Origin of the sequence: Microcoleus sp. Pol12B5, from assembly GCF_036701335.1 — a bacterium.
Taxonomy (GTDB): Bacteria; Cyanobacteriota; Cyanobacteriia; order Cyanobacteriales; family Microcoleaceae; genus Microcoleus.
The window spans coordinates 58,740-81,128 of sequence record NZ_JAUBQQ010000003.1 but is presented as its reverse complement, the minus strand read 5'-3'; the positions used below and the strand labels follow the sequence as shown (position 1 = coordinate 81,128).

General features: G+C 46.2%; 23 protein-coding genes. 9 read left to right on the top strand and 14 right to left on the bottom strand.

Annotation, left to right across the window (positions count from 1 at the left end; translation table 11 throughout):
- Positions 1-163: 163 nt before the first annotated feature.
- Positions 164-451, bottom strand: a complete 288-nt coding sequence (locus QUA24_RS02715) for a hypothetical protein (protein ID WP_333226997.1) — start codon at positions 449-451, stop codon at positions 164-166.
- A gap of 186 nt (positions 452-637) precedes the next feature.
- Here QUA24_RS02715 and QUA24_RS02710 point away from each other — a divergent pair, with 186 nt between their 5' ends.
- The 4 genes from QUA24_RS02710 to plsY all read left to right on the top strand — a co-directional run bounded on the left by QUA24_RS02710 (position 638) and on the right by plsY (position 4,072).
- Entirely contained in the window at positions 638-1,432 is a 795-nt protein-coding gene (locus QUA24_RS02710) for an MlaE family lipid ABC transporter permease subunit (RefSeq protein WP_333226995.1), read from the top strand.
- Positions 1,433-1,495: 63 nt separating this feature from the next.
- Positions 1,496-1,888 carry a DUF3119 family protein gene (locus QUA24_RS02705; protein ID WP_333226993.1) on the top strand — a complete coding sequence of 131 codons (393 nt, stop codon included), beginning with the start codon at positions 1,496-1,498 and terminating at the stop codon, positions 1,886-1,888.
- 58 nt (positions 1,889-1,946) lie between these two features.
- Positions 1,947-3,278 (top strand): DUF3086 domain-containing protein, encoded by a 1,332-nt coding sequence (locus QUA24_RS02700; RefSeq protein ID WP_333226991.1) that lies wholly within the window; start codon positions 1,947-1,949, stop codon positions 3,276-3,278.
- A 113-nt stretch (positions 3,279-3,391) separates the two neighbouring features.
- Entirely contained in the window at positions 3,392-4,072 is a 681-nt protein-coding gene (gene plsY / locus QUA24_RS02695) for a glycerol-3-phosphate 1-O-acyltransferase PlsY (RefSeq protein ID WP_333226989.1), read from the top strand.
- Positions 4,073-4,170: 98 nt separating this feature from the next.
- Here plsY and QUA24_RS02690 read toward each other — a convergent pair whose 3' ends face one another.
- A complete protein-coding gene (locus tag QUA24_RS02690) occupies positions 4,171-4,956 on the bottom strand; it encodes a calcium-binding protein (RefSeq protein ID WP_333226987.1) in 786 nt (261 codons plus the stop codon).
- A 165-nt stretch (positions 4,957-5,121) separates the two neighbouring features.
- Here QUA24_RS02690 and QUA24_RS02685 point away from each other — a divergent pair, with 165 nt between their 5' ends.
- On the top strand, positions 5,122-7,545 hold the full coding sequence (locus QUA24_RS02685) for a bifunctional serine/threonine-protein kinase/ABC transporter substrate-binding protein (protein WP_333226985.1): 2,424 nt from the start codon (positions 5,122-5,124) through the stop codon (positions 7,543-7,545).
- A 36-nt stretch (positions 7,546-7,581) separates the two neighbouring features.
- On the opposite strand, the gene proC is transcribed toward QUA24_RS02685, so the two are convergent.
- The 8 genes from proC to der form a co-directional block, all read right to left on the bottom strand.
- Complete coding sequence (gene proC / locus QUA24_RS02680) at positions 7,582-8,427, bottom strand: pyrroline-5-carboxylate reductase (RefSeq protein WP_333226983.1); 846 nt, start codon at positions 8,425-8,427, stop codon at positions 7,582-7,584.
- Positions 8,428-8,546: 119 nt separating this feature from the next.
- Complete coding sequence (locus QUA24_RS02675) at positions 8,547-9,164, bottom strand: cell division protein SepF (RefSeq protein ID WP_333080778.1); 618 nt, start codon at positions 9,162-9,164, stop codon at positions 8,547-8,549.
- Positions 9,165-9,281: 117 nt separating this feature from the next.
- Entirely contained in the window at positions 9,282-9,947 is a 666-nt protein-coding gene (locus tag QUA24_RS02670; RefSeq protein WP_333226981.1) for a YggS family pyridoxal phosphate-dependent enzyme, read from the bottom strand.
- A 72-nt stretch (positions 9,948-10,019) separates the two neighbouring features.
- Positions 10,020-10,289 (bottom strand): transcriptional coactivator PipX, encoded by a 270-nt coding sequence (gene pipX, locus QUA24_RS02665; RefSeq protein ID WP_333058020.1) that lies wholly within the window; start codon positions 10,287-10,289, stop codon positions 10,020-10,022.
- Positions 10,290-10,331: 42 nt separating this feature from the next.
- The gene (acpS, locus tag QUA24_RS02660; RefSeq protein WP_333211847.1) at positions 10,332-10,790 is read right to left on the bottom strand and encodes a holo-ACP synthase; all 459 of its coding nucleotides are present in this window, start codon (positions 10,788-10,790) and stop codon (positions 10,332-10,334) included.
- Between the two features lie 165 nt (positions 10,791-10,955).
- Positions 10,956-11,951, bottom strand: coding sequence for an energy-coupling factor transporter transmembrane protein EcfT (locus tag QUA24_RS02655; protein WP_333226979.1), 996 nt, complete (start codon positions 11,949-11,951; stop codon positions 10,956-10,958).
- Positions 11,952-12,139: 188 nt separating this feature from the next.
- On the bottom strand, positions 12,140-12,415 hold the full coding sequence (locus tag QUA24_RS02650) for a four helix bundle protein (protein WP_333227221.1): 276 nt from the start codon (positions 12,413-12,415) through the stop codon (positions 12,140-12,142).
- A 202-nt stretch (positions 12,416-12,617) separates the two neighbouring features.
- Positions 12,618-13,979 carry a ribosome biogenesis GTPase Der gene (gene der / locus QUA24_RS02645; RefSeq protein ID WP_333226977.1) on the bottom strand — a complete coding sequence of 454 codons (1,362 nt, stop codon included), beginning with the start codon at positions 13,977-13,979 and terminating at the stop codon, positions 12,618-12,620.
- Positions 13,980-14,335: 356 nt separating this feature from the next.
- On the opposite strand from der, the gene QUA24_RS02640 reads away from it, so the two are divergent.
- Both QUA24_RS02640 and QUA24_RS02635 read left to right on the top strand, forming a co-directional pair.
- A complete protein-coding gene (locus QUA24_RS02640; protein ID WP_333226975.1) occupies positions 14,336-14,923 on the top strand; it encodes an acireductone dioxygenase in 588 nt (195 codons plus the stop codon).
- A gap of 43 nt (positions 14,924-14,966) precedes the next feature.
- The gene (locus QUA24_RS02635; RefSeq protein WP_333226973.1) at positions 14,967-15,566 is read left to right on the top strand and encodes a class I SAM-dependent methyltransferase; all 600 of its coding nucleotides are present in this window, start codon (positions 14,967-14,969) and stop codon (positions 15,564-15,566) included.
- 242 nt (positions 15,567-15,808) lie between these two features.
- On the opposite strand, the gene QUA24_RS02630 is transcribed toward QUA24_RS02635, so the two are convergent.
- From QUA24_RS02630 to QUA24_RS02615, 4 genes are all read right to left on the bottom strand, one after another.
- Positions 15,809-16,627 (bottom strand): hypothetical protein, encoded by an 819-nt coding sequence (locus QUA24_RS02630; RefSeq protein ID WP_333226971.1) that lies wholly within the window; start codon positions 16,625-16,627, stop codon positions 15,809-15,811.
- A gap of 199 nt (positions 16,628-16,826) precedes the next feature.
- On the bottom strand, positions 16,827-17,270 hold the full coding sequence (locus QUA24_RS02625; protein ID WP_333226969.1) for a DUF732 domain-containing protein: 444 nt from the start codon (positions 17,268-17,270) through the stop codon (positions 16,827-16,829).
- A gap of 220 nt (positions 17,271-17,490) precedes the next feature.
- Positions 17,491-18,105, bottom strand: a complete 615-nt coding sequence (locus QUA24_RS02620) for a cupin domain-containing protein (RefSeq protein ID WP_333226967.1) — start codon at positions 18,103-18,105, stop codon at positions 17,491-17,493.
- Between the two features lie 150 nt (positions 18,106-18,255).
- Positions 18,256-18,825, bottom strand: coding sequence for a sigma-70 family RNA polymerase sigma factor (locus QUA24_RS02615; RefSeq protein ID WP_333211863.1), 570 nt, complete (start codon positions 18,823-18,825; stop codon positions 18,256-18,258).
- A 622-nt stretch (positions 18,826-19,447) separates the two neighbouring features.
- Between QUA24_RS02615 and QUA24_RS02610 the strand changes: the two genes are divergently transcribed.
- A complete protein-coding gene (locus QUA24_RS02610; protein WP_333226965.1) occupies positions 19,448-20,662 on the top strand; it encodes a DUF4331 domain-containing protein in 1,215 nt (404 codons plus the stop codon).
- Between the two features lie 163 nt (positions 20,663-20,825).
- The gene (locus tag QUA24_RS02605) at positions 20,826-22,232 is read left to right on the top strand and encodes a tetratricopeptide repeat protein (RefSeq protein ID WP_333226963.1); all 1,407 of its coding nucleotides are present in this window, start codon (positions 20,826-20,828) and stop codon (positions 22,230-22,232) included.
- The last annotated feature ends 157 nt before the right edge of the window (positions 22,233-22,389 follow it).

Genomic DNA, 22,389 nt, shown 5'->3' with positions numbered 1-22,389 from the left:
GATTCGGTTTTCCGCAAAAAGGCCGATCGCATTTCCGAACATTCGCGATCGGTATTGTAAAATCATCCCAGGTGCGGGTCTCCGATCCAACCCGAACCCAGCAATTTTAGATTTTAGATTCGATCGAGGAATTCCCATCTAAAATCTAAAATCGAAGGTTCGATTAACTCCACCGCGAATGCTGATAAGAAGCGTAGGTATCAAACAAAGCACCCACCAAACTAAAAGTTAGGCCGATCACGAAAAAACCCTGGAGGGGACAGCCACTGCCGAAAGTAGCTAAGAACTGCAAAATCAGGTCTTCTCCAGAACGACCAACTCCTTGGAGAGCAGGCACGAAACCGATCAGCGAAAAGCTAGTCAATCCCGCACCGATTAACAATAAGGGGGCGACAAAGCTCAACAGGCTAGTCAGCAGTACAGAGCGAAGAAAATTGGGAAAAATGCTCATAAGAGTCAGTAAATTCAGCTAAACTGCCGAAAGGTACAAGCAAACAAAACTTGTCCTTTTCTACGATAGGCAGCGATCGCCCTCAGTGGCCAGTTCTGTCAGAAATCTTAAATGTTATAGAAAAAACTTGTTTAAGATTTGTAGATAAATTTCATTTTTGGCAGTTGTTCTATACTCGAAACCCCCTTGAGCACCACTACATCTTCCAGCCTCAGTTTGTGGAGTCAGCGGTTGCTGGCAGCAGCTTTATTGGGCGGCCAAGTCATGCTGCACTTGCTGAAGGGCAAAATTCACCGCCGCAACACCATCGACCAAATGGCAGCAGTCGGCCCGGAATCTCTGCTGATTGCTTTGCTGACTGCGGGTTTTGTCGGCATGGTATTTACTATTCAGGTAGCGAGGGAGTTTATTAACCTCGGTGCCGGCAATGTCGTCGGTGGCGTTTTGGCTTTGTCTTTGACTCGCGAACTCGGCCCCGTCTTAACAGCCGTAATCGTGACGGGACGGGTAGGTTCGGCTTTTGCGGCGGAAATCGGCACGATGCAGGTGACAGAACAGATAGATGCCCTGCTGATGCTCAGAACAGACCCGATCGACTATTTAGTAATTCCCCGCGTCCTTGCTTGCTGCTTGATGCTGCCAATTTTAACCATCATGTGTCTCGTCACCGGCATCCTCGGCGGACTGCTGATTGCTACGACGATGTACGGCATCTCTCAAAGCGTGTTTTTAGAATCAGTCCGCAATTTCCTGAGTCTGTGGGATATTTGCAGCGCGGCAATTAAGGCTTTTGTATTCGGTGGCTTGATTGCTGTAATCGGCACTAGCTGGGGTTTGACCACCACCGGCGGGGCAAAAGGCGTCGGTCAATCGACGACTACGGCGGTGGTGACGGCTTTACTGGCTATTTTTATTGTGAACTTTTTCCTGACTTGGCTGATGTTTCAGGGAACGGGTTCTAGCGTACTCAAGGGCTTGTAAGCTAGGAAACAGATAAAATATGAATAATTGGCAACATTCGTTTACTACCCTTGATTTAAACCCGTGACTACAACTGCCTCTTCGACTGCGCCGACAAATACGATCGAACTCGCTCCGAGTTATGCGATTCCCCTAGTCCTGGTACTGGCGGCCCTACCGCTACTGTTCGTTCAGAAGTGGGTGAGTTTGCCGCTTTCTGTGTTCGGCTTGTTTCTGATGTACCAAACCGCCACCCTCCGGCTACAATTTACCCCAACAGATTTGGACATTTATCGATCGTCCAAGTTAATCCGCCGCTTTCCTTACCGAGAATGGCAAAATTGGCGGATATTTTGGCCTGCGGTGCCGATTTTGTTCTATTTCAAAGAAATTAACAGCATTCACTTTCTGCCGGTTCTGTTCGATCGTAAAATGCTACAGACCTGCTTAGAACAGCGCTGTCCCCGTCAAGACTAAAAAAGTTGTTAATTTTTAATTTTTAACTTTTCCGTGCCCACGCCGAACAAAATTTCCCATGAATTCAGACGAATCTCCAACCCAAGAACCCCAACCACAACCAGCCGCCCCAAGCGGTGAAGGCGAAGTCGATTTGCCCGTGAATGAGACGGAATACCAACTTCTATCTCAAACAGAGGATTTGTGGCTCGACGAAAATGAACTGCCAGCCCAACTCCCGCCAGAAACAGACCCGCCACTGGCAGAGGAAGATGCCGAAATCGCCCAATTCGTGGACGAAGCAGGCGCAATCGCCCAAATTCCGCCCAACACCCACGATGGCGAATCAGAAAGTCCGATCGCTCAAATCGATCCTCCCACAGACTCCCAGCCAACAGCAACCGCAGAAACGGTAACGCACATCCCAGAAAATGTTACCGAACATTTGGCAGAGAGAGTCAAAGAATTGCAGCAGCAAGAACAAGCTTTGACTGAAAAAATTGCCGCATTGGAAGCCGACAAAGCCAATGCTATAGAAGCGTTGGGCCAGGCTCAAGCATCGATCGGGCGTTTGGTACAAGACGGCTTGATTCAATTAGATCAGCGCAAACAAGCGCTACAAATCGAAGTAGAAAAACTCGAACGCCGGCGCGATCGAATTCAAAAGGAAATGCGAACCACTTTTGCCGGCGTTTCCCAAGATTTAGCAATTCGAGTCCAGGGTTTCAAAGACTATTTAGTAGGCAGTTTGCAGGATTTGGCCGCTACCGCCGAACTCTTAGATTTGACACCGCCAGTGCAAGAGACACCACAGCGAACTGCTGCTGAGGAGTCTCAATCCTCAGCACCGGTAAATCCCAAATTTGCCGAACAGGGATTTCAAGAACAAGCCAAACAAATTCGCCGCACCCTCGATCAATACCGCACTGTCCCCGACTACTACGGCCCGCCTTGGCAACTTCGCCGCACTTTTGAACCCATCCACGCGGAACGAGTTTCTAACTGGTTTTTCACCCAAGGAGGAAGGGGTGCTTTGCGGACTATGGGTTCGCGCTTGCAAAATATCTTGATTACTTCGACAATTATTTCTGTACTCAGAAGCGTCTACGGCGGGCGGGTGCGGACTTTGGTGCTCGCCAACAGTCCCGAACGTTTGGGAGAGTGGCGCCGGGGTTTGCAGGACTGTTTGGGCATTACTCGCAGCGATTTCGGCCCGGAAAGGGGGATTATTATGTTTGAGTCTGCGGAGGCTTTGGCTCAAAAAGCCGATCGACTGGTGAAAGATGGCAAATTGCCGCTAATTGTCATTGATGAAACTGAGGACTTAATTAGTTTGTCAATCCTGCAATTTCCTTTATGGCTGGCCTTTGCTGCTGATCCGCAAACTTTGATGGCGGCTAAGGATTTTTGATTGGGTAATGGGTAATTGGTAATTGGTAATTGCTAATTAGTAATTGCTAATTGCTAATTATGCTAGGGGAAAGGTTGAAACTTTTAAAAGTACACGAAATCTCAAATTAAAAAATGGCTAGCTGGATAATTTTAAATGGCGCATTGCTAATAGCAGCTTATCTGCTGGGTTCGATTCCGACTGGGTACGCCTTGGGGAAATGGATGCTAGGAATTGATATTCGAGAGGTTGGTTCGGGTTCGACTGGTGCGACTAACGTACTGAGGACTTTGGGCAAAGGGCCGGGGTTGGGGGTGTTGTTGGTTGACGTGTTGAAGGGGGTAAGTGCGATCGTCCTAATCCGCTATATTTACTCTCTCACTTTTACCAGCCAGCTAGCAACCGCCGCAGGTTTAGAAAATACTGCAACTGTCCTCCCTTGGATAGCAACTTTGGCGGGTTTCTCGGCTGTTTTGGGCCACAGCAAATCTATTTGGCTGGGGTTTACCGGCGGTAAATCAGTGGCTACGAGTTTGGGAGTTTTGCTAGGTTTGTACTGGCCTGTTGGTTTGGGAACTTTCGGAATTTTCGGGATAGTATTTGCGGTATCGCGAATTGTTTCTTTAAGTTCGATTATCGGGGCAATTAGCGTTTCTGGATTGATGTTTGCTTTACATCAGCCTCTGGCTTATGTATTGTTTGGAATTGCGGGTGGTGTGTTTGTAATTGTGCGGCATCGGAGCAATATTCAGCGGCTGTTAAATGGTACAGAACCGAGAATTGGGGAGAAATTGGAAACAGCAGCTAGCGATTGATATGTAGTATTGTTGTACTGCTTGGTTGCAGACTACCATTTCTCTGTCCAATCTTCGATTTAAGCTTTTGTAGGAGGTATTGCAGCGCATCCTAAAGCTTAGAATCCTTGAACCGAGATAATACTATTTTGGACTTGAGCGGGGTTTACATATTCAACAAAACCTACTACATCTCCTGAACTCCTGACTTTGATGAGAGTTCCTGAAGTCACGACCGATTTCGGTGCTAATATATCTGGCGGAAAAAGAGAGCTGATAGCTTGCGGAAATTCCGCTTGTATGGTAATGGACACATTTATCAAGCTTTCCAAAACTACATCGTTAACCGTCAAACCGTCTGCTAATCCAATCCGATCTACACCCAATGTGAAACCTATAATGGCATCGGCATTGTTGACATCTGTAACTCCGGGTTCTGCTTGAAGGACGTACAAGTTGCTGCCCTCGATTTTGATTGAACCATTACCATATAAAGGTGCTAAAACGTCGCGACCCAAACCTCCCACGAGAGTGTCATTTCCGTTACCGCTGCTTAAAAAATCATTGCCTCTACCTCCGAATAAAACATCATTTCCTGCCTCAGCAGAAAGCACATCTCCATCTTGACCGCCGCTTAGGCAGTCATTTCCCTCATCTCCATACAATGCGTCTTTCCCTTTTCCCCCGAATAAAGAATCGTTACCAACCTTCCCTCTGATAATATCTTCGCCCTCATTGCCCAATATCAAATCGTTGTTTGTTGAGCCATCGATTGTATCGTCACCTCCGAGCATCAAAACTCCCCCAGAGGAATTACCTAAACTTCCGACCCGTAAATCAGTGTATTCGGATGTGTTGTCGCCAATTAATCGGGGCGATCCTGATGGGTCTCTTTGTACAGCCATAAAAAATTTTTTTCCTAAAGTTTGAGATTTCAAGATTATTACATCCGCCAATTTTAAAGTCAATTCATATATTCATAACTTTGAGTTCATATATTCATAACTTTGAGTTCATAAAAGTCATATTTGTGGTACGCTCGACACCAACGAGTGCAGCGAGTTAAGGGGATGGAACAATTTAGGTGTCTAAATCCAGGGGATATTCTGCGCGATCGCTACCGAATTATCGCTAAATTAGGTGAGGGAGGGTTTGCTAAAACCTATACGGCTAACGACCCTTTGGGCAGCCCCGAAAATCCCTTGTGCGTCGTCAAGGAAATTCCGCCTCCTGAATCTAACGATGAACGGCTGTTGGAGGAAGCACAGCACCAATTTGAAAAAGAAGCTAAAACCCTGAAGTATCTCGATAAGTGTTCGCAGATTCCCAAGTTAATCGATCGCTTTCTTGAACAGGGAAAATTTTACTTAATTCAAGAATACATCGAAGGAAATCCGCTGAACAAAGAGATCGGTTCAGGCAGGCAGTTTCAAGAGTCAGAAGTTATTGATTTATTGCAGGACATTTTGTCCGTTTTAGCTTTAGTCCACGATCAAGGGATTATTCACCGCGATTTAAAACCATCAAACTTAATCCGGTGCACAAGAACCGGCAAAATTGCCGTGATTGATTTTGGTGCGGTAAAAGCGATCGGCACTTTGGCGATCGAGGGCGGCCAAATAACTCAAACTCGTGTCATCGGTACAGACGGTTATATGCCAGCCGAACAGTGGAAAAATCAACCAAGATTTAACAGCGATATCTATGCTGTGGGAATCATCGGCATTCAAGCGATCGCAGGGTTAGATATTGAAGACTTTTTTCATGATAAAAAAACTGGGGAACTCGTCTGGCACTACTCAACTGACGATCGCCCGATGGTACAAATTAGCGACAAGCTGAAAAAAGTTTTAAATAAGATGGTGCGTTACCACTTTAACGATCGCTATCAATCTGTTGCTGAAGTGTTGCAGGATTTGATCTCGCTAACAGCGTTGCACTCACCTGCGCCCCCTTCACAACAACCTCTGCTGCCGAAGCCTCAACGACAATGGCAAGATACATTGAGAGTCTGCTTGCCGATCGCGATCGCAGGATGCCTCGGGCTAGCAGCATTTTTAATACACAAAATTTTCACGCCTCAAACTTGTCCTTTAATCCAGGGAGATGCTGTGAGTTGTGGCGATGAAATTCTCATCAAAACATCTGCTTCTAGATTAAAACAATGGGGAGTAAATGATTTTTTCAATGGAAACCATCAATCAGCTTTTAATTTATTAAAACAATCGTGGGACGAAGAAGAACGCAAAGATCCAGAAACTTTAATTTACATGAATAATGCCCTTTTGAAGGCCCAAAAAGCTGATTACTACACCCTGGCAGTTGCCGTTCCCATCAGCAACACCGAAGGAGGTACTGTCAATTCTGATTTGGCTAGAGAAATGTTGCGCGGCATTGCCCAGGCCCAAACAGAAGTCAACCTAGGACTGTTTAATTCCGATCGCAATAACTACTTTCCCGGTCAAGGTTTTTTAGCAGGGAAAGCCATTAATGGCAAGGGTATTAGAGTCATTATCGCTGACGATGCCAACCTCAAAACAGAAGCAAAAGCTAGGGCCTCTTCACTCGTGAAGCAAACCGAGATATTGGGCGTCGTCGGTCACTATACTAGCGAGATGACTGTGCATGCAGTCGATACTTATGACAAAAATCATTTAGTCTTAATTTCGCCTGGGACTACAACGGAACAATTAACAGAAAAACCTCGGAAGTTTTTCTTTCGCACTGTCCCTAGACATCAAATTACTGCTGAAAACTTCAAGAACTATCTGATTGAAAACGCAGGTCAGAAAAAAGCGGTGGGTTTCTACTGTCCGGAGATTCAAGCTACTTCTTCATTGTGGGAAGAATTCAGAAAACAGTTTAGACAAGCAGGAGGAAATATTTTAAGTATCACTGAATACAATGTGTGTAAGAAAAATTTCAACGTTGAACTAGCATTACAAGAAGTCGAACGAAGCGAGAAAACAGCGATCGTCTTAAGTACGAGTCATGTCCCGGATGCAGTCAAAAATGCGATGGCACTTATTAAAGCCAATGGCGCTCGCAATTGGGTAGTGGGAACCGGGGGCATCTACAGCCAGAAAACCTTAGAAACTGCCTCCCAGTTACCGTCTTTTGAGAAACTGGTGACATCATCCTCTTGGCATCCCTTAGCTGCTCCCAACCGCACATTTGCCGAAAACGCTCGAAAGCTTTGGGGAGGAAACGTCAACCACCGCACAGCTTTAACCTACGATGCAACTTGGACGCTAATTACAGCAATAGAAATGCAACAGCAACCGAGCCGCGAAGGGATGCAGAAAACTATTGCGAGTCCGAATTTTAGCGCCACAGGAGCAACAGGAACTATTGAGTTTGATGCGAACGGCGATCGCCAAAATTTTCAACCGGATTTAGTGCATATTGTCAAGTGTCGAAAAGAACAGTTCGGTGTAGCTTTTGTTCCCGTCAAATATCGGACGGCAAAATCGGCAGGTTTAAAGTGCGATTGAACTCGTTTTTGACGGTTTCTGTGCGTTATTCCTGACTTATTTACCTAATTCTTGAGAACGCAAACAAGCTGCTTTCACGGCTTCGATTAGCGCAGAACGAAAGCCGCTACTCTCTAATTTAGCAATTCCCGCAATAGTTGTACCGCCGGGACTCGTAACTTGATCTTTCAATTGTGCCGGGTGCATTCCCGTTTCTTGCATTAGCTTCGCTGTACCGAATACTGTTTGTAAAGCTAATTGAGAGGCGATCGCCCGTGGCAAACCTGCACAAACTCCGCCATCTGTCAAGGCCTCTATCAAAATTGCTACATAACCAGGCCCGGAACCCGAAAGCCCTGTCACCGCATCCAGCATACTCTCAGGCACTTCTACCACTTCTCCCACGGCCTGAAAGATGCGCTTTACTAATTCTAAATCAGCCGGTTGAACAAGTTTTCCCGGAGCGATCGCGCTCATTCCCGCCCCTACCGTTGCCGGAGTATTCGGCATCACCCGCAGCACTCCCCGCCCCGGAAAAGCTGGTTCGAGCTTGCTCAGTGGCACTCCTGCCAAAATCGACACTACCAGCGCTTGTGGCTGGGAATTAGCCGTTTCTCCATTATTTCCCTGTTGGCGATCGGCCGCCACCGCCAACTCCAAAGCTACCGTATCAAAAACTTGGGGTTTAATTGCCAAAAACAGCACTTCTGTAGCGGCAGCAACTTCTAGATTGCTGGCTGTTGTTCCAATCCCGTATTTCTCAGTCAAAAAATCGCGGCGCTTTACCCCAGGCTCGCTCACCAATATTTCTGAAGGCAAATAAACTTTTTCTGCTATTAAGCGGGATAAGAGAGCTTCTCCCATTACCCCGCCGCCGATCGTACCAAATTTTATGTTAGTCATCAGTCATTAGTCATTAGTCATTAGTCATCAATCCTCAGTCATCAGTCATCAGTCATCAGTCAACAGTCATCAGTCAACAGTCAACAGACTGATTACTAATGATGACTGCTGACAAATAACTACTGAGCTACTGGAGCTTGTTCTGCCGGCCAGACTGTCGGTGCAGGAGCAGCAGCACGAGGCCGTCCTTGGGCTGGAGGCACTTCGTGAACCACACCAGACTGAGTTCTCACCTGCACGCAGCTAGGCGTAAACAAGAAAATACTTTCGCCAATTCGCTCTTGATGACCGTCAAGGGCATAAGTACCGCCCGCCACAAAGTCCACAGCTCTTTGCGCTTGGTCTGGGTCCATCACCGTCAGGTTCAAAACCACAGACTTGCGTTCCTTAAGGGCTCGAATTGCTGCCGGCATCTCTTCAAAAGTGCGCGGCTCCATTACTACTACTTCCGAAATCCCGTTCATAGCTCCAGGCATTCCAATCACGTTATTCATTACTGACCCTACTCCGCCGGTTGGTGCAACGACATCCATACCTGTCGATCCTACTACTGACCGCTCTCGCATTCTACGATTTTGACGACGTTCTTCTTCTGCGGCTGCGACTGCAGCGGGGTTCGGTTCAGGCGCTTGGTAGAAGTTCTGATAGCGCTCCCCTTCCGTTTCGTCGTAAACGTCATCGTACTCAGGCTCATTGTTGATGCCTACAAAATCTCGCAGTTTAGAAAAAATATTCATGATTCACGCTCCTTCACGACTTGGCTGCCCCGACTATACTCGCGTTGCGCGTTAGTCGCGGGTAGCTCACTATTCTATATTTAACCCAAATTGTCTTTATCAGAAGATTTCAATTATTTATCCCCTCCTAGAGCCAAATAAGGTTTGTCCTAGCCGTACCATAGTAGCACCTGCTTGAATTGCCAAATGATAATCTCCCGACATCCCCATCGAGAGCTGCTGCATTTGAATGCAGGGCAAATTTTGGTGCTGGATTTTCTGTGCAAGTTCGCGAGTGCTGTTAAATAATTCGAGGATTTGCGAGTCATCTAATCCCAGCGGAGGAATTGTCATCAAACCTTGAATTTTGATATGCTGACATTTGTTGAGTTCTGGAAGGTCGGCCAGCAGTTCTGGAACGCTCCAGCCGTATTTGTCCGGGTCGGGCAACATTTTGACTTGCAGGCACACTTGTGGAGAGGAGGACATTTCCCCCGCCAAGCGCGAAAGTCGCTGAGCGAGTTTTAAATTGTCGAGAGAGTGAATCCACTGGAAAGGCTCTAGGGCTTTGGCGACTTTGTTAGCTTGCAAGTGGCCGATCAAGTGCCAGTTGATATCCGGTAAATCTTGCAGTTGGCTTTGTTTTTCGGCAGCCTCTTGAACCTTACTCTCGCCAAAATCCCGGATACCGGCGTCGTATGCTTCGCGGATAGCATCAGTCGGTACCTGTTTGGTAACGGCAATTAACCGCACTGAGTCCGGCAAGTGTTGGCGAATGCTTTTAATTCGAGAGGCTATGGTCATGGGTACTCAACGCTCTTGACGGGAGGGAAGGAAAATTAAGACAGTTACCAATTACCAAATTACTGATTTTCGTTATTGAAATGTGCGCTGGTGAATGGTCTGCAATTGGTCGTACTCGTGATATTGACCGCTGCGACGCAGGGTTCGCAGGCGAATTTCGACCATGAGGCGAGCGTCGGAGCGGCTAATTGGTTCAAATCTCAGCCCGCCAGGGCCGTTTGTCACCAAAAAAAACAGGCGCTGGGCGTATAGGGTGGTAAATAATTCTTGGCTGTCTTCAACCTGGGATACCCTGAAGAGGAGGCCAAAGTTTGGATGATTCAGGTAAGTTTCGGTAGTCATTCACGCTCACAATCGATCAATTTTAGATTAAAGATTTAGATTTTAGATTTTAGTTTCGCTCGATCGCCCGACGGTGTTGTTTGACGGCGGGCTACAAAGGGCGATAGCCGTAGCCGTGCAGTAGTCTCCGTCGTGGCTGAGGCTTAATTGCCACTGGCAATTTCCCCAAACAGAGGCTTGTGCTGCTGCGGTTCCGTGCAGTTGCACATTGGGAGCACCGTTTTCGGAGCGCCGAATTTCCACATCTGCATACCGTATTCCCCGCCATCCCGTGCCTAGAGCTTTGACAACGGCTTCTTTTGCTGCCCAGCGGCCCGCTAGTTGGTTGCAGGAAACTCGATTCATTTTACCTTTAATGCTGCTGTGTTGAGAATTTAGTTGCCCGCAATCCCTTTGTTCGGCGGGTGTGTAAACTTTTTCGAGGAAGCGATCGCCAAACCGATCTAATGCGGCTTGTATGCGCGGAACATATACAATATCTGTCCCAAGATAGATGTTCAAGGTCTTGGTTCTCTAAATATTTGTCTCCATTACTTTAGCAGGACTGTCGCGCACCAGACAAAACTTACTCAAATGTAAGTCGGTGTTCCAAACCCCGCTCGAATCAGTCATTCCCAATTCTTCAATATTATTCAATCTAAAATCTAAAATCTAAAATCTAAAATCTCAACTGTCCCAGCCCCAAACGAAGCGGGCGCTCCAGAGGACGAGCAAGCAGCCGAGGGCGATCCAGTCTCGGATTTTCAATTGCAACTGGTGCCATTCTACCCGGTGTCGATCGGGACTGGTGAAGCCGCGAACTTTCATGGCGCTGGCAATTTGTTCAGCTCGCAGGAGCAAGTTTTCTAACAGCCGCTCTGCTATCATCAACCACACTTGAGCTGCGCTGCGAAATCCGAGTTTTTTCCAGTTTATCGCTCTGGTTCTGACCGATCGCACTAAATTTTGTATTTCTTCCAATACTAGGGGAATGAATCGCAAAGATAAAGTTAATGTTAAGGCTATTTCGGTAATAGGCCAGTTCAAGCGGCGCAAGGGCTGCATTAAGTTTTCAAGGGCGGCGGTAATTTCTTCGCTGGCTGTGGTGAGGAGGTAGAGGTTGGTGCTGTAAATTACTGTGAAAAATAGGGTGCTGACGTTGATAGCTAAATCTAGGGATTTGCGAGTGATTTTAATCGGGCCTTGTTTGAATACAACATAACGGTAGTTTGTGGGTTGGGGGAGTTGATTTGGGCTTTGGGCTTTGGGATTGAGGATTGGGGAGTTTGAGCCTAAGTTAAAAGATTGGTACCAGGGTTTGGGCTTTTGAGGGGCCCGAAGAGTTGCCGGCTGTTGGGAAAAGGTTAATTCGTCGGCGGGGATGCGGGGCTGGTGTTCTGCGGGGAGTCCGTCGGGGGCGATCGCGCTGAGGCCAAATACTAATAAACAGAATAACAGCAGCAGTCCCATTTGCTGTTTCCAAACGCGCAAGGGAATTGCTGCTGTTAGTGTCAGTATGATTAACATTCCTACTAGCATCAACCGCCAGATGGGATTGGCGAGTATTGGTGCAATCAGAAATGTCATCAACCACGCTAGTTTAACGCGGGAGTCTAGCCTGTGAAGCCAGGTTACGGGTTGTTCTAGGTAGAGTCCAATGGGGAGCGATCGAAGTAAGTCCATCTTGGGATTTTAGATTTTAGATTTTAGATTTTAGATTTTAGATTTTTTGATTGGGGATTGTTTGATTGTTTGATTGGGAATTATTTGATTGTTTGATTAGGGATTTTTTGATTGCTTGATTGATTGCTTGATTGATTGTTTGTTTAATTGGTTGTTGGCAATTTTTGTTTGTGGGATTTGAAATTTTTTTATTTGCGATTGGCTGTTGGGTTTTTAGAAATTAAAGTTTTGATGGAGGCAACTGTCATCGCTAAAATTTCATTCGTTTCTGACATAATACTCCTCAAATTAGTGGCATCTACTAATTTAGCTTCAACTATCAGCTCCATCCAGTAAAGACATTCATCTGCTTCTTCTTCCACTATTCTGAGTTTGGCAATTAAGTCTGCTGTTGACCTAGCACGACAAGCTGCTCGATAGTTAGCCCCTACAGAGGTTCCTGAACGAATTAACTGCTTGCCAATTACCTAGGAAACGGTATTTTTTGGCAGTGAACTTACTAGCTTCATAACTCTTAATGCTAGCTGCTTGGTTCTTTCTTTAAAGTCTTGTTCGTTCATCCGATATTTAGATTTTAGATGAAAAAATTTGCTGTAATTGGCAAGCAATTATATCATCTAACCGCCTTTTTTCTTCAATCTAAAATCTAAAATCGAAAATCGAAAATTACTTGACGCGAAGTGCTCTGTTTGTTGTGCTCATTTCGGTGGCACGAACTTTTTTGCCTCTCCAAAGTAGCCGCATTGGTGTACCGGTAAAGCCGAGGTGTTTGCGGAATTGGCTTTCCATGTAGCGGCGGTAATTTTCGGTAAAGCGTTTGGGATCGTTGACGAATAGGGCGATTGTCGGTGGCTGCGATCGCACTTGAGTACCGTAATAGATTTTGCCTTGTTTTCCTTGGCGGGTAACTGGGGCTGAGTGCCAGGTTGTGGCTTCTTCTATGACTTCGTTAATGACGGCGGTAGGGACGCGACGTTTGTGCTCGTCGGAGGCTTTGTCTACTAATTCAATAATTTTTTCAACTCGCTGTCCACTCATGGCGCTAACAAAAATCATTTCTGCCCAGTCGAGGAAATAAAGTCGGGTTCTGACTTCTCTTTCGTACTCGTAGATGGTGTCGGAGTCTTTTTCTACGGCATCCCATTTGTTGACGACTATGATGCAGGCGCGACCTTCTTGGCTGATGCGATCGGCTAATTTTTGGTCTTGATCTGTAACGCCGTCTATTGCGTCAATTACTAACAGTATGACGTTGGCGCGGCGGATGGCTTTGAAAGCGCGGTTGATCCCGAAAAATTCTGCGCCGTATTCGACGTTTTTCTTTTTGCGAATTCCCGCTGTGTCAATCAGGCGGTAGGTTTTACCGTTCCGTTCTACTAAGGTGTCGATCGCGTCGCGGGTTGTGCCGGAAATCGGGCTGACTATGGCGCGATTTTCTCCGAGAAATGCGTTTAACAAACTCGATTTTCCGACGTTGGGACGACCGATAATTGCTACTTTAATTTCCTCAACTTCTGGTAATACTTCCGTGGGAAGGTAAGTTATTAATTTGTCTAGCAATTCGCCGGTGCCGTTGCCATGAATGCCGGAAACTGGGAAAGGTTCTCCGAGTCCCAATTGCCAAAAGTCGGCTGCTTGGGTGAGTCCTGTATTTTCCGATTCGCATTTGTTGACGGCGAGAATGACTGGGACTTTTTGCAGTCTCAGCCAAGATGCGATCGCTTCGTCGCCGCCAGTGAGTCCAGTTTTTCCGTCTACTACGAAAATGGCTGCGCTGGCTTCTGCGAGGGCCGCCATGGCTTGTTCGCGAATTAAAGGCAGAAATTCTGTCTCGTCGTCAAATACTAGCCCGCCGGTGTCTACGACTTGATATTCCCGATCGCCCCAGTATGCTGGTCTGTAAGTGCGATCGCGCGTGATTCCTGGTTCGTCGTGGACGATGGCGTCTTGGGAGTTGGCTAAACGGTTGACGATCGTCGATTTGCCTACATTGGGGCGTCCAATAATAGCAACTATAGGTAGAGACATAAAAGTAGCAGCAATGAGGCTGCGCCGTAATTTTGAGCTTTAGTCTTGTATTGTAAGCTAATCTGACGAGATTTTTATAGATTGAGGCTGTGTTTCTGTCTTTTCATGCTGTAAGCGGTGTTTTACCGATCGCCCGTTTAAACATCGAACCCTAAAAAATAGCCACAGCCTATGGATCTGCATTCCCAGCCCCACTCTGAGAATTAGAAATAAAACTTAAATAACTCAACAAATCATCTCATCTGTGGTAATTCTTTGATGATTATGAAGGTAGATATAGGATTTTAGCGATCGGCTATTATTGAAAAAAAGCAGGAGTTTAGTTTTTGACGAAAGCTTAAAACAGCAGCTTAAAAATGGAAACTAAATTTCCCTCAAAGCTCAAAACATTAGGTGGTAATATGGCTGTTCTGCAACTAGAAGACGGTAGAACATATACGGATATCCGGGGGATCGCGAGTCAACTGGCCGTTTTAAATATTGAGATCGATTCCCTGCCCACAAACAAAAATCCGGCGTTTCAGGAACTGCTAGTTCAAGACATTCTCAATGTTACAGAAAAACAGCAGATTCTCGGAGCATTTAATAGCGAGTTTGAAGAGTTTAAGCGCGCCAGCGGATATAAGTGGTGCGACTTGAAAGTGCTGCATCCAGGTTCGCAGCAGATTTACGCGCTGATGACTCAAAGCGATCGCACTCACACCCACACAGATGCAGAATTTCTTCACATTTTAGCTGGGGAATGCGTTTTTGGGTTTGTGTATTCTAACGGCTCTCAGGTACAATTAATGCTGCAAGCTGAAGAATACATTAAAGTGCCTGCCAATACCGAACATTGGTTTTATCTCACTCCGTCGCTGTACTTGAAAGCCTTGCAGTATTACACCAGTGCTCAAGGCTGGGTTCCTCAGTATACTAACAGGAAACTAAAAATTAAAAATTAAGAGCCAGAAGAAGAGGGGAAATTTGTAGAGGAGGAAGAAGAAGATGAAACAGAATTGGGTGACTTACTATCAAGCGGTGGAAGGTCGCCCGCCGCATGAAACTTTGCTGAAAGCTTTGTCAATTTTTGACACGGAACCGTTGCTAGATCGTCCTCGATTCGCTGTAGATTTAGGCTGTGGCGATGGACGAGATACGGTGGAACTCCTGCGTCGAGGCTGGCGGGTTTTAGCGATTGACAGGGAACAAAATGCCTTCGATCGCTTGCTGGATCGTCCGATTCAACGCGATCTGCTCCAAACTCAATTGATGCGTTTTGAAACCTTAACTTTGCCTCAATCGATCGATCTAATCAATGCCAGTTTTTGCCTTCCTTTTTGTCAGCCCGCCGATTTCCCCCATCTTTGGGAAACGATCGTGACATCGCTAAATCCAGGAGGATATTTCTGCGGTCAATTGTTTGGCGATCGCGACTCATGGGCTGTTTATCCCGATCGCACTCATCATACTCGCGAACAAATTCAAGTGCTGCTAAAGTCCTTGCAGATTGAGTGGTTTGATGAAGAAGAGCATCCTGGAGTAACGGCGCTAGGCGAGGAAAAACACCGGCATATTTTTCACATTGTTGCTCGTAAGAGAGATTAATATATAGTGCCGACTGCTTAAAGAAGTCGGCACTCTCTTGAAGTCGGAGTTCTGGAAAAGTTGCAGCTCGTTTTTACTGAATTTTTCGGAATTTACCGTTAAATTAGCTTCCTAATTGCTAAGGAATGAAAAATAAAGAAGGTGACTAATAGAGCAATAGTTTACCTTGGATCAAAGCTTCTGGGGTTTAATTGTGCAAGTTATTGATTTTTCATTTTTTAGTCTCGAACCTTTCTGATTTTTTAAATGCTCTCAGCTTCATTAGGTGTCGCCATTTCAATTTCTTCGCAACGCTGCAAAAGCGCTTCTATTTCCTGAGCTAAAAAAATTACTTCCGGCCAAGAAGAACCGTTAATTAAATCTTGAGCGTGAGCTAATTTGTTTCTCAATGCTTCTGCTGATTTTAAAAAACGCTCCCCGTAGCGTTTGGATTTGAGCCCCAGCCGATCGACTATTTCAGCCGAACTCAGGATTAAATCTCGCTTGTCGCAGAATTGCAGGTAATCGATTAAGTCAATTGCTTCATTTCGCGATCGCCCCAATTCCCAAAGGTATTTTGCGGCTAAGATGCGATCGCCCTTAAGCAATTTTTGCCAAGAATCTTGGGGAAAGTAAATCCGCAAGATCCGCAATAAATTCATTTCCAGAAGCGTCACCAATCCAAACAGCAGCATCCGCACCGGTGCTTTTTGCAAATCGCCGCAGGTAACAATCCCGTTGATCCTGTTGCTTTCTAATACAAATAATCTCGGTTTTTCTCGCAGCAGCGGCAGCAATTCCATTAAAGGAGTGGCAGCGGCAATTAATTGGGAGGGGTGAAAAATTTGCTGGTAGTCGCTGCACTTGCCTGTCTTTAAGTGCGATCGTTCTACATAGCCGCAAACCGTGCCATTTTCTTCAATACCCAGTACGTCAAAATCGCGGGCCTCCATCCACGATCGCAATGTGGCTGCGTCTTCGCAAGCGGGGACAGCTTTCAGCGGTTCCGCCAGGTATTTAACTGTAATGCTGTCTTTGAATAAATCCCGCAAGTCGGCGGAACTAGATTTTAAATGTTTCATCTCATGTCCGGTAATTTCATCGATCGTTGCGCGACAAGAGGACAATTCATATTGTAGCTGCAAGTGAAGACGCCGTATTACCGTGGGAGAATCTCAGTTTTGTAAAAAGGGTTTTTTAGAAGTGCGATCGTCCCCCTTGCACTCCTGTAAAATCCAAACTGAGATTTTCCCTTACCGTGTCCCTACAGATTTCATGATATTACTTACTGGCTAATTCCGGGCAATAATGATTGGCGGCAAGGGTGGTAATAATATCGGCATCGGCGAGAAAACTTTCTTTGGCCGTTGGGTTTTCGATACTGACAGCTTGCCCGATCGCTCTTAATTTAACTTCCGGCAGAGAAACTCCCGATTTTGCTTCCGCACACATTCTTTTAGCGGCCGCAATTTTTTGACCAGGGGCCCTTTGGATGGCTTGCAGTAAATTATCCGTTGCTTCGGGAGAGTAACTTTTTGCTAAGCGTTTGTAGTCTTCGAGAAATTTCCCATCGTTTCCTGTCAGCTTAATGTCGGATTCTTGAGGCGAGCACAACAAATTTAAGTTAATTACTTCTCCCACTGAATTAACAAGAAAACATCCTTCGCGTTCTTGGGCGATCGCGCTTTGGTTGCTGGGTACAAATTGTATAATAACGGCGGACATAACAGCAGTTAAGCGCGAGTAATTTAGCATGAAAATTATGTAATATATTGGCATTTTTAACCGCAGAATGCGGAGCAAGGCGGGTGTTTTTGAGTGAGAGCGTGTCTGGTAAATTAACCAAAATAATTGTAGGGTCTGGTTTCACCAACAATCTGTAATTCTAACTAAAAATCTACATAAGCCCGCCCTCCAAGCTGTCGGTAGTTCAACAAACATAATATCAGACGAGCATTTCGTTGTCTATGGAAGTTTTCATTAACAGCAAACATCCCCCTTGTGTGAGGGAGGAATGTATGGAACCGGGAACCGATCGAATGTAGTCGCCTTGATGGCAAATTTCCCCTTCTACAATTAAGTCTCCTTCTAATACAAACACTTCCTCCGAGGCAGCGTGTCGGTGCAGGGGAAATGTTACTCCCGGTTCAAGTCGCAGCAAGCAGGTAATTTGGCGATTTGTTTTGTCAATATAAAGCTTGCCCAATGAGACTCCCGCAACTCCATAAGATTTCCATTTGACATCATTCGATCGCACGATTAAAGATGGAGCATTGTTCTCTGTTGGGGAGGTAACAATTGGGTTGATATTTACTGATTCTGCCTGGGTTGGCGGCAGTTCGGCTATGCGCTGTAACAGGCGGTTTTTGAGGTCGGGGGCGACTGGAAATGGGGGGGCTGTGTAGGCGATCGCGGCAATTGTTGATTCCAAAGCAGCTAATTCACTTGTAAGTTCTGCGGACTCTTTCAATTTTTCTGCAAATGCGCCGCGTTCTGACTCGTCGAGGATATCGAGAGCTTGAAGGGCTGCAAGGATTTTATATTCCTCGTCTGGCATCATTTCCATCTGTTTTCCGCCATTAATTGTAATTCAGCCTAGGTTGATTTTAAACTGGAAATTGGTCTGCTGCCCTCGCACTCAAGATGGATGATTGGAGAGCCCATAATTTTAGATTGAGGTTAAACAACTTAAATTTTGTTTTTTGACCATCTAAAAAAAATGTTCGCTCAAAGCTTGACGCAATTTAGAAATACCCAACCGAATTCTGGTTTTAATTGTACCTGTCGGGATACCAGTTTTAGCTGATATCGCCGCGCAAGTCAGCCCTTGATAGTAGGCGAGTTCGATCGCCTCTTGCTGTTCCTTTGGCAGTTTTTCTAAGGCTGCTTTGACTTGTTCCCTGCGTTCTTTAAACATTGCATCTTCCATCGGTTCTGCAACGCTAGAGATGGGTATTTTAGCATCTTCCAGACAAGCTTCAGCAGCCCGGACTGTTCGCTGAATCGCTCGGAGCCGATCGAGGGAACGACTGCGGGTCAGCATGAACAACCACGTATCTGCTCGACTGCGAGAAGGATCGTAAGTTGCTGCTTTTTGCCAAATTTGGGAAAAAACATCGATTACCACTTCTTCAGCTTCTTCTACCGAACCCAGGATTTTGTAAGCGAGAGCGTAACTTGGGCGACCGTAGCGATCATAAAGTTTAGCTAATGCCGTTTGGTCTTTCCGGGCAATCTGCACTAAAAGCAGCGATTCATCGCCTGACTTCTGGCCTGTCATTTCAGTGTACCCAAAATTTTTGTTTTGACGGCACAGATCCAAAATTAACAATTCGGCGTATATCACTACAGAACATAATTGTAAGTTTGAAGTCGGGGGTACAAGCTGGAGGATGCCTTTTCAGGCTAATTTTGTCGTGCTTTGAATTGTAAAAATTCCAAGTCATCTTGGATTTTACCACCTAATTAGTGATTTTTTGGAGACTTACCAATCCGCTTTATGCAGAACGAAAAAATCCCTGAGCGTGAAGAGTCAAAACCGCGCCATTCACTCGTTCCCAAGCTTTGTTCGATCGCTCCCAAGAAGAGTCTGGAAACCCATATAAGCGATCCTCTGTTTCTTGTAGAGCGAGGGAGGATGTGTCTCCGATCCGGGCATTTCCAAGAATAGTCCGGGAACGAGTAAATCCTTAATTACCCACTTTTTTACATAAATTAGTCTGGCCGCACAGATCCAAAATTGCCAAACCTTCGTATACCACCAATAGGAGAAGGCTCAGCAATAGCGCAAAAGCCCGACAGGTTGACAGATTTCAACCTGTTGCTACAAAAGTAAAACCTGCGAATGCGGGTTATTTACCATTGATTTGTGCAAAAATTTCATTGAAATAAAGGTGCTAACTGTGAAGCTCACAAAAAAAATTCGCCGAACCATACTAGCTATTGAAGTAGCTCTAATTGCTCTATTAACTCCAGGGATAATTGTCGCTTCTGACCACGACGACGGCGAAGTAGATATCAAAGGTCGCGCGGTCAATTTAACTGACCTGTATGTATATCGCGAAAAAGACCAAAACTCCGGGGCAGCAGACGGGGATTTAGTATTTACCATGAATTCAAATCCCAGGTCTGTAGCCCGTTATCAATATTATTTCAGCACTACAGCCCTCTACCAATTTCACATCACGCAAGTAGGTGACGTGAATTCTACACCTACTGGACGTTCGGATATTATCTTGCGGTTTGCCTTCAGTCCGCCTAACAATCAAGGTATGCAAGCGGTAGCTGTAACTGTTGTTCGCAACGGCTCGGAGACAACTACTAAGGCTACAGTTAACGGCGGGCTAATTGCAACAACTCCGCTGAATTCTAATGCTGTTTTGAATACAGTACCTGTGGGCGGTTCTAACTTGACTGTATTTGCGGGTTTACGGGAAGACCCGTTTTTCTTTGATGTAGAACAATTTTTCCGAGTTCGCGCCGCAGCTTTGGGAACGGGGCCGCGCACTGCTTTTAAAGAACCGAGTCAAGCGATCGACTTTACTAAAGGTTACAACGTCAATACAATTGCTGTCCGCATTCCGAAAGCATTTTTGCAAGCAGGAAGTGGGGCGAATACTTTTGATGTTTGGTCAACTGTTTCTATCAGAGACGGAGCTGGCGGTTTCAAACAATTCGAGCGTTTGGCTAGGCCTGCAATTAATGAGGGTTTGATAGTTTCTCCCGCTTATCTGGAGGCATTTAATAATATTCCTCCGAGATTGGATTTGAGCGGTGCTGCTGCTCCGGTGCGGCAGGAAGCTGTTGCTACTTTGAATGCTGTCGATCTTTTGGACGGTCGGGATAATGTCGATCCAAATGCGATCGCCGGAGCTTTCTTACCCGATGTCATGCGGATTGATACCACAAAAACCAGCGGCTACGCTAGCGCTACAAATGCTCAAGGAAGCTTGATCGGAGGTCGTATGCTGATGGACGACGTTATTGATATTACTCTGGGAGCTTTGGTGGGTTCTCCGGTTGGCGATAATGTTTCATATAACGGAACTCCGGGGAATCCGGCTCAGGGACACAAACCTTTAGAACGGAATTTTCCTTATTTGGCTTTGCCTAATTAGTCAGTTGACAGTTGACAGTTGACAGCTCTATGAATGTAGGGTGCGTCGCTATGAGATTTTTAATGAAACTTGCAGATTATAGATGGCGACGCACCTTACCACAATAGAAAAGACTTTTTTTGACCGCAGATGAAGGCGGATTAACGCAGATGAACGCGGATGTATGAAAACTAAAACTAAACAGGAAATAAAATCGGATATTTTCTCGTGGGGGCTGCTGATAGTAGTTCCTTTTGTTGGGATTGTAGTAGTGAATTTACCTCCTAATTTGCGTTTTTTTTCAGAAAATTTTTCTAACAAAAACCCCGAAAATCTAGATACTAATTACCGCTATCATTTTTCGGAAACTTTGAGAAATAATCCCAATCAAAAGGAAGCAATTCAGCAAGAGATTGCTTTTTACCAGCAGCGGTTGGCTGTTGATTCCCGCAGCGGTTTGAACCGGGCGGCGCTGGCGGGATCTTATTTAAAAATGGCTCGCGCAACAGGGGAGGGAGGTTGGTTTTTATTGGCGGAACAGGCTGCTCAAAGGTCGATCGCCGATTTGCCTTTTGACAACAAAGGTGCGCTGTTAGTTTTAGCTCGGATTGCTGAGGCGAGACACGATTTTGCTACTGCTTTGCGCTTTGCTAAACAGGCGGGTTCTGATAATGAAGATGCGATCGCCCTTTCAGTTACATCTCACTTAGCGATGGGTAAAGTGAGCGAGGCAAATGCAGCCGCAGAAGCCTTAGTTAACCGGATTCCTAACTTGGGTTCTCTCACTTTGAGAGCTTTAGCGAGAGAGTCTCAGGGCCGAGATGCTGAGGTTTTGCAGGATTACCGGCAAGCAATGGCGGCGGAGGAACCGGGAGAGGTTGCTGGTTCGGCGCGGGCCCGATCGCTCTTGGGTCGATTTTACGCGCGTCGCGGGCAGTTTGTGCAGGCGAAAGCGCTGTTTTTGGAGGCGCTGCGGTTGGTGCCGCGATACCCGCTGGCGCTGATTTATTTGGCGGATTTGGAGACGCGGCAGGGCAATTATCGGGAGGCGGAGGGCTATTACAGCAAGGTTTCGGCCTATTCTGGCTCCGTTGCGACTGTGTTCGATCGCATTGTCGATCGCGGTATGGCGAGGGTGAAGGATTTGCAGGGAGATGCGATCGAATCCCGGCGACTTCGCGACAAAGCAGAAGCGGGGCTGCGACAGGAACAGGTTTCTGGATCTGGCGGTTTTGGGCACCGGCGCGATTTGGCAAGTTTGCTGCTGGAAAAAGGTCGATCGCAGGATGTTGCGGAAGCGCTGGCGTTAATGCAGGATGAGGTGAAAATTCGGCGGGATGCTGTGACGTTGGATACTTTGGCTTGGGCGCTTTCCGCCGCTGGGGAATGGCAAAAGGCCGATCGAGTGATGGCGGAAATAGTGCGATCGGGCATTCGGGATGCGGGTATGTTTTACCGGGCTGGTGCGATCGCCCGTACTTTAGGTAAGGATGCTGAATCTCGCGCTTATTTTCAAAAGTCCAAGGAAATTGACCCGAGTTTTGACGATCGATCTCGCCAAGCATTAGGTTTGGGAAGTTATGAATTTTGAGATTAGCTAATAGCAGCCATTCGGCAAAGTTCGCTATTCCGTCAATCCGCCAGGGGTTGAAACCTCTGGCTAAAAGCTTAAGTCCTATCAAGAGGACTAAAAGATTTCACTAAAAAGTAAAAAATCTTTTAGTCGGTTTCAACCGACTTTCGCTATG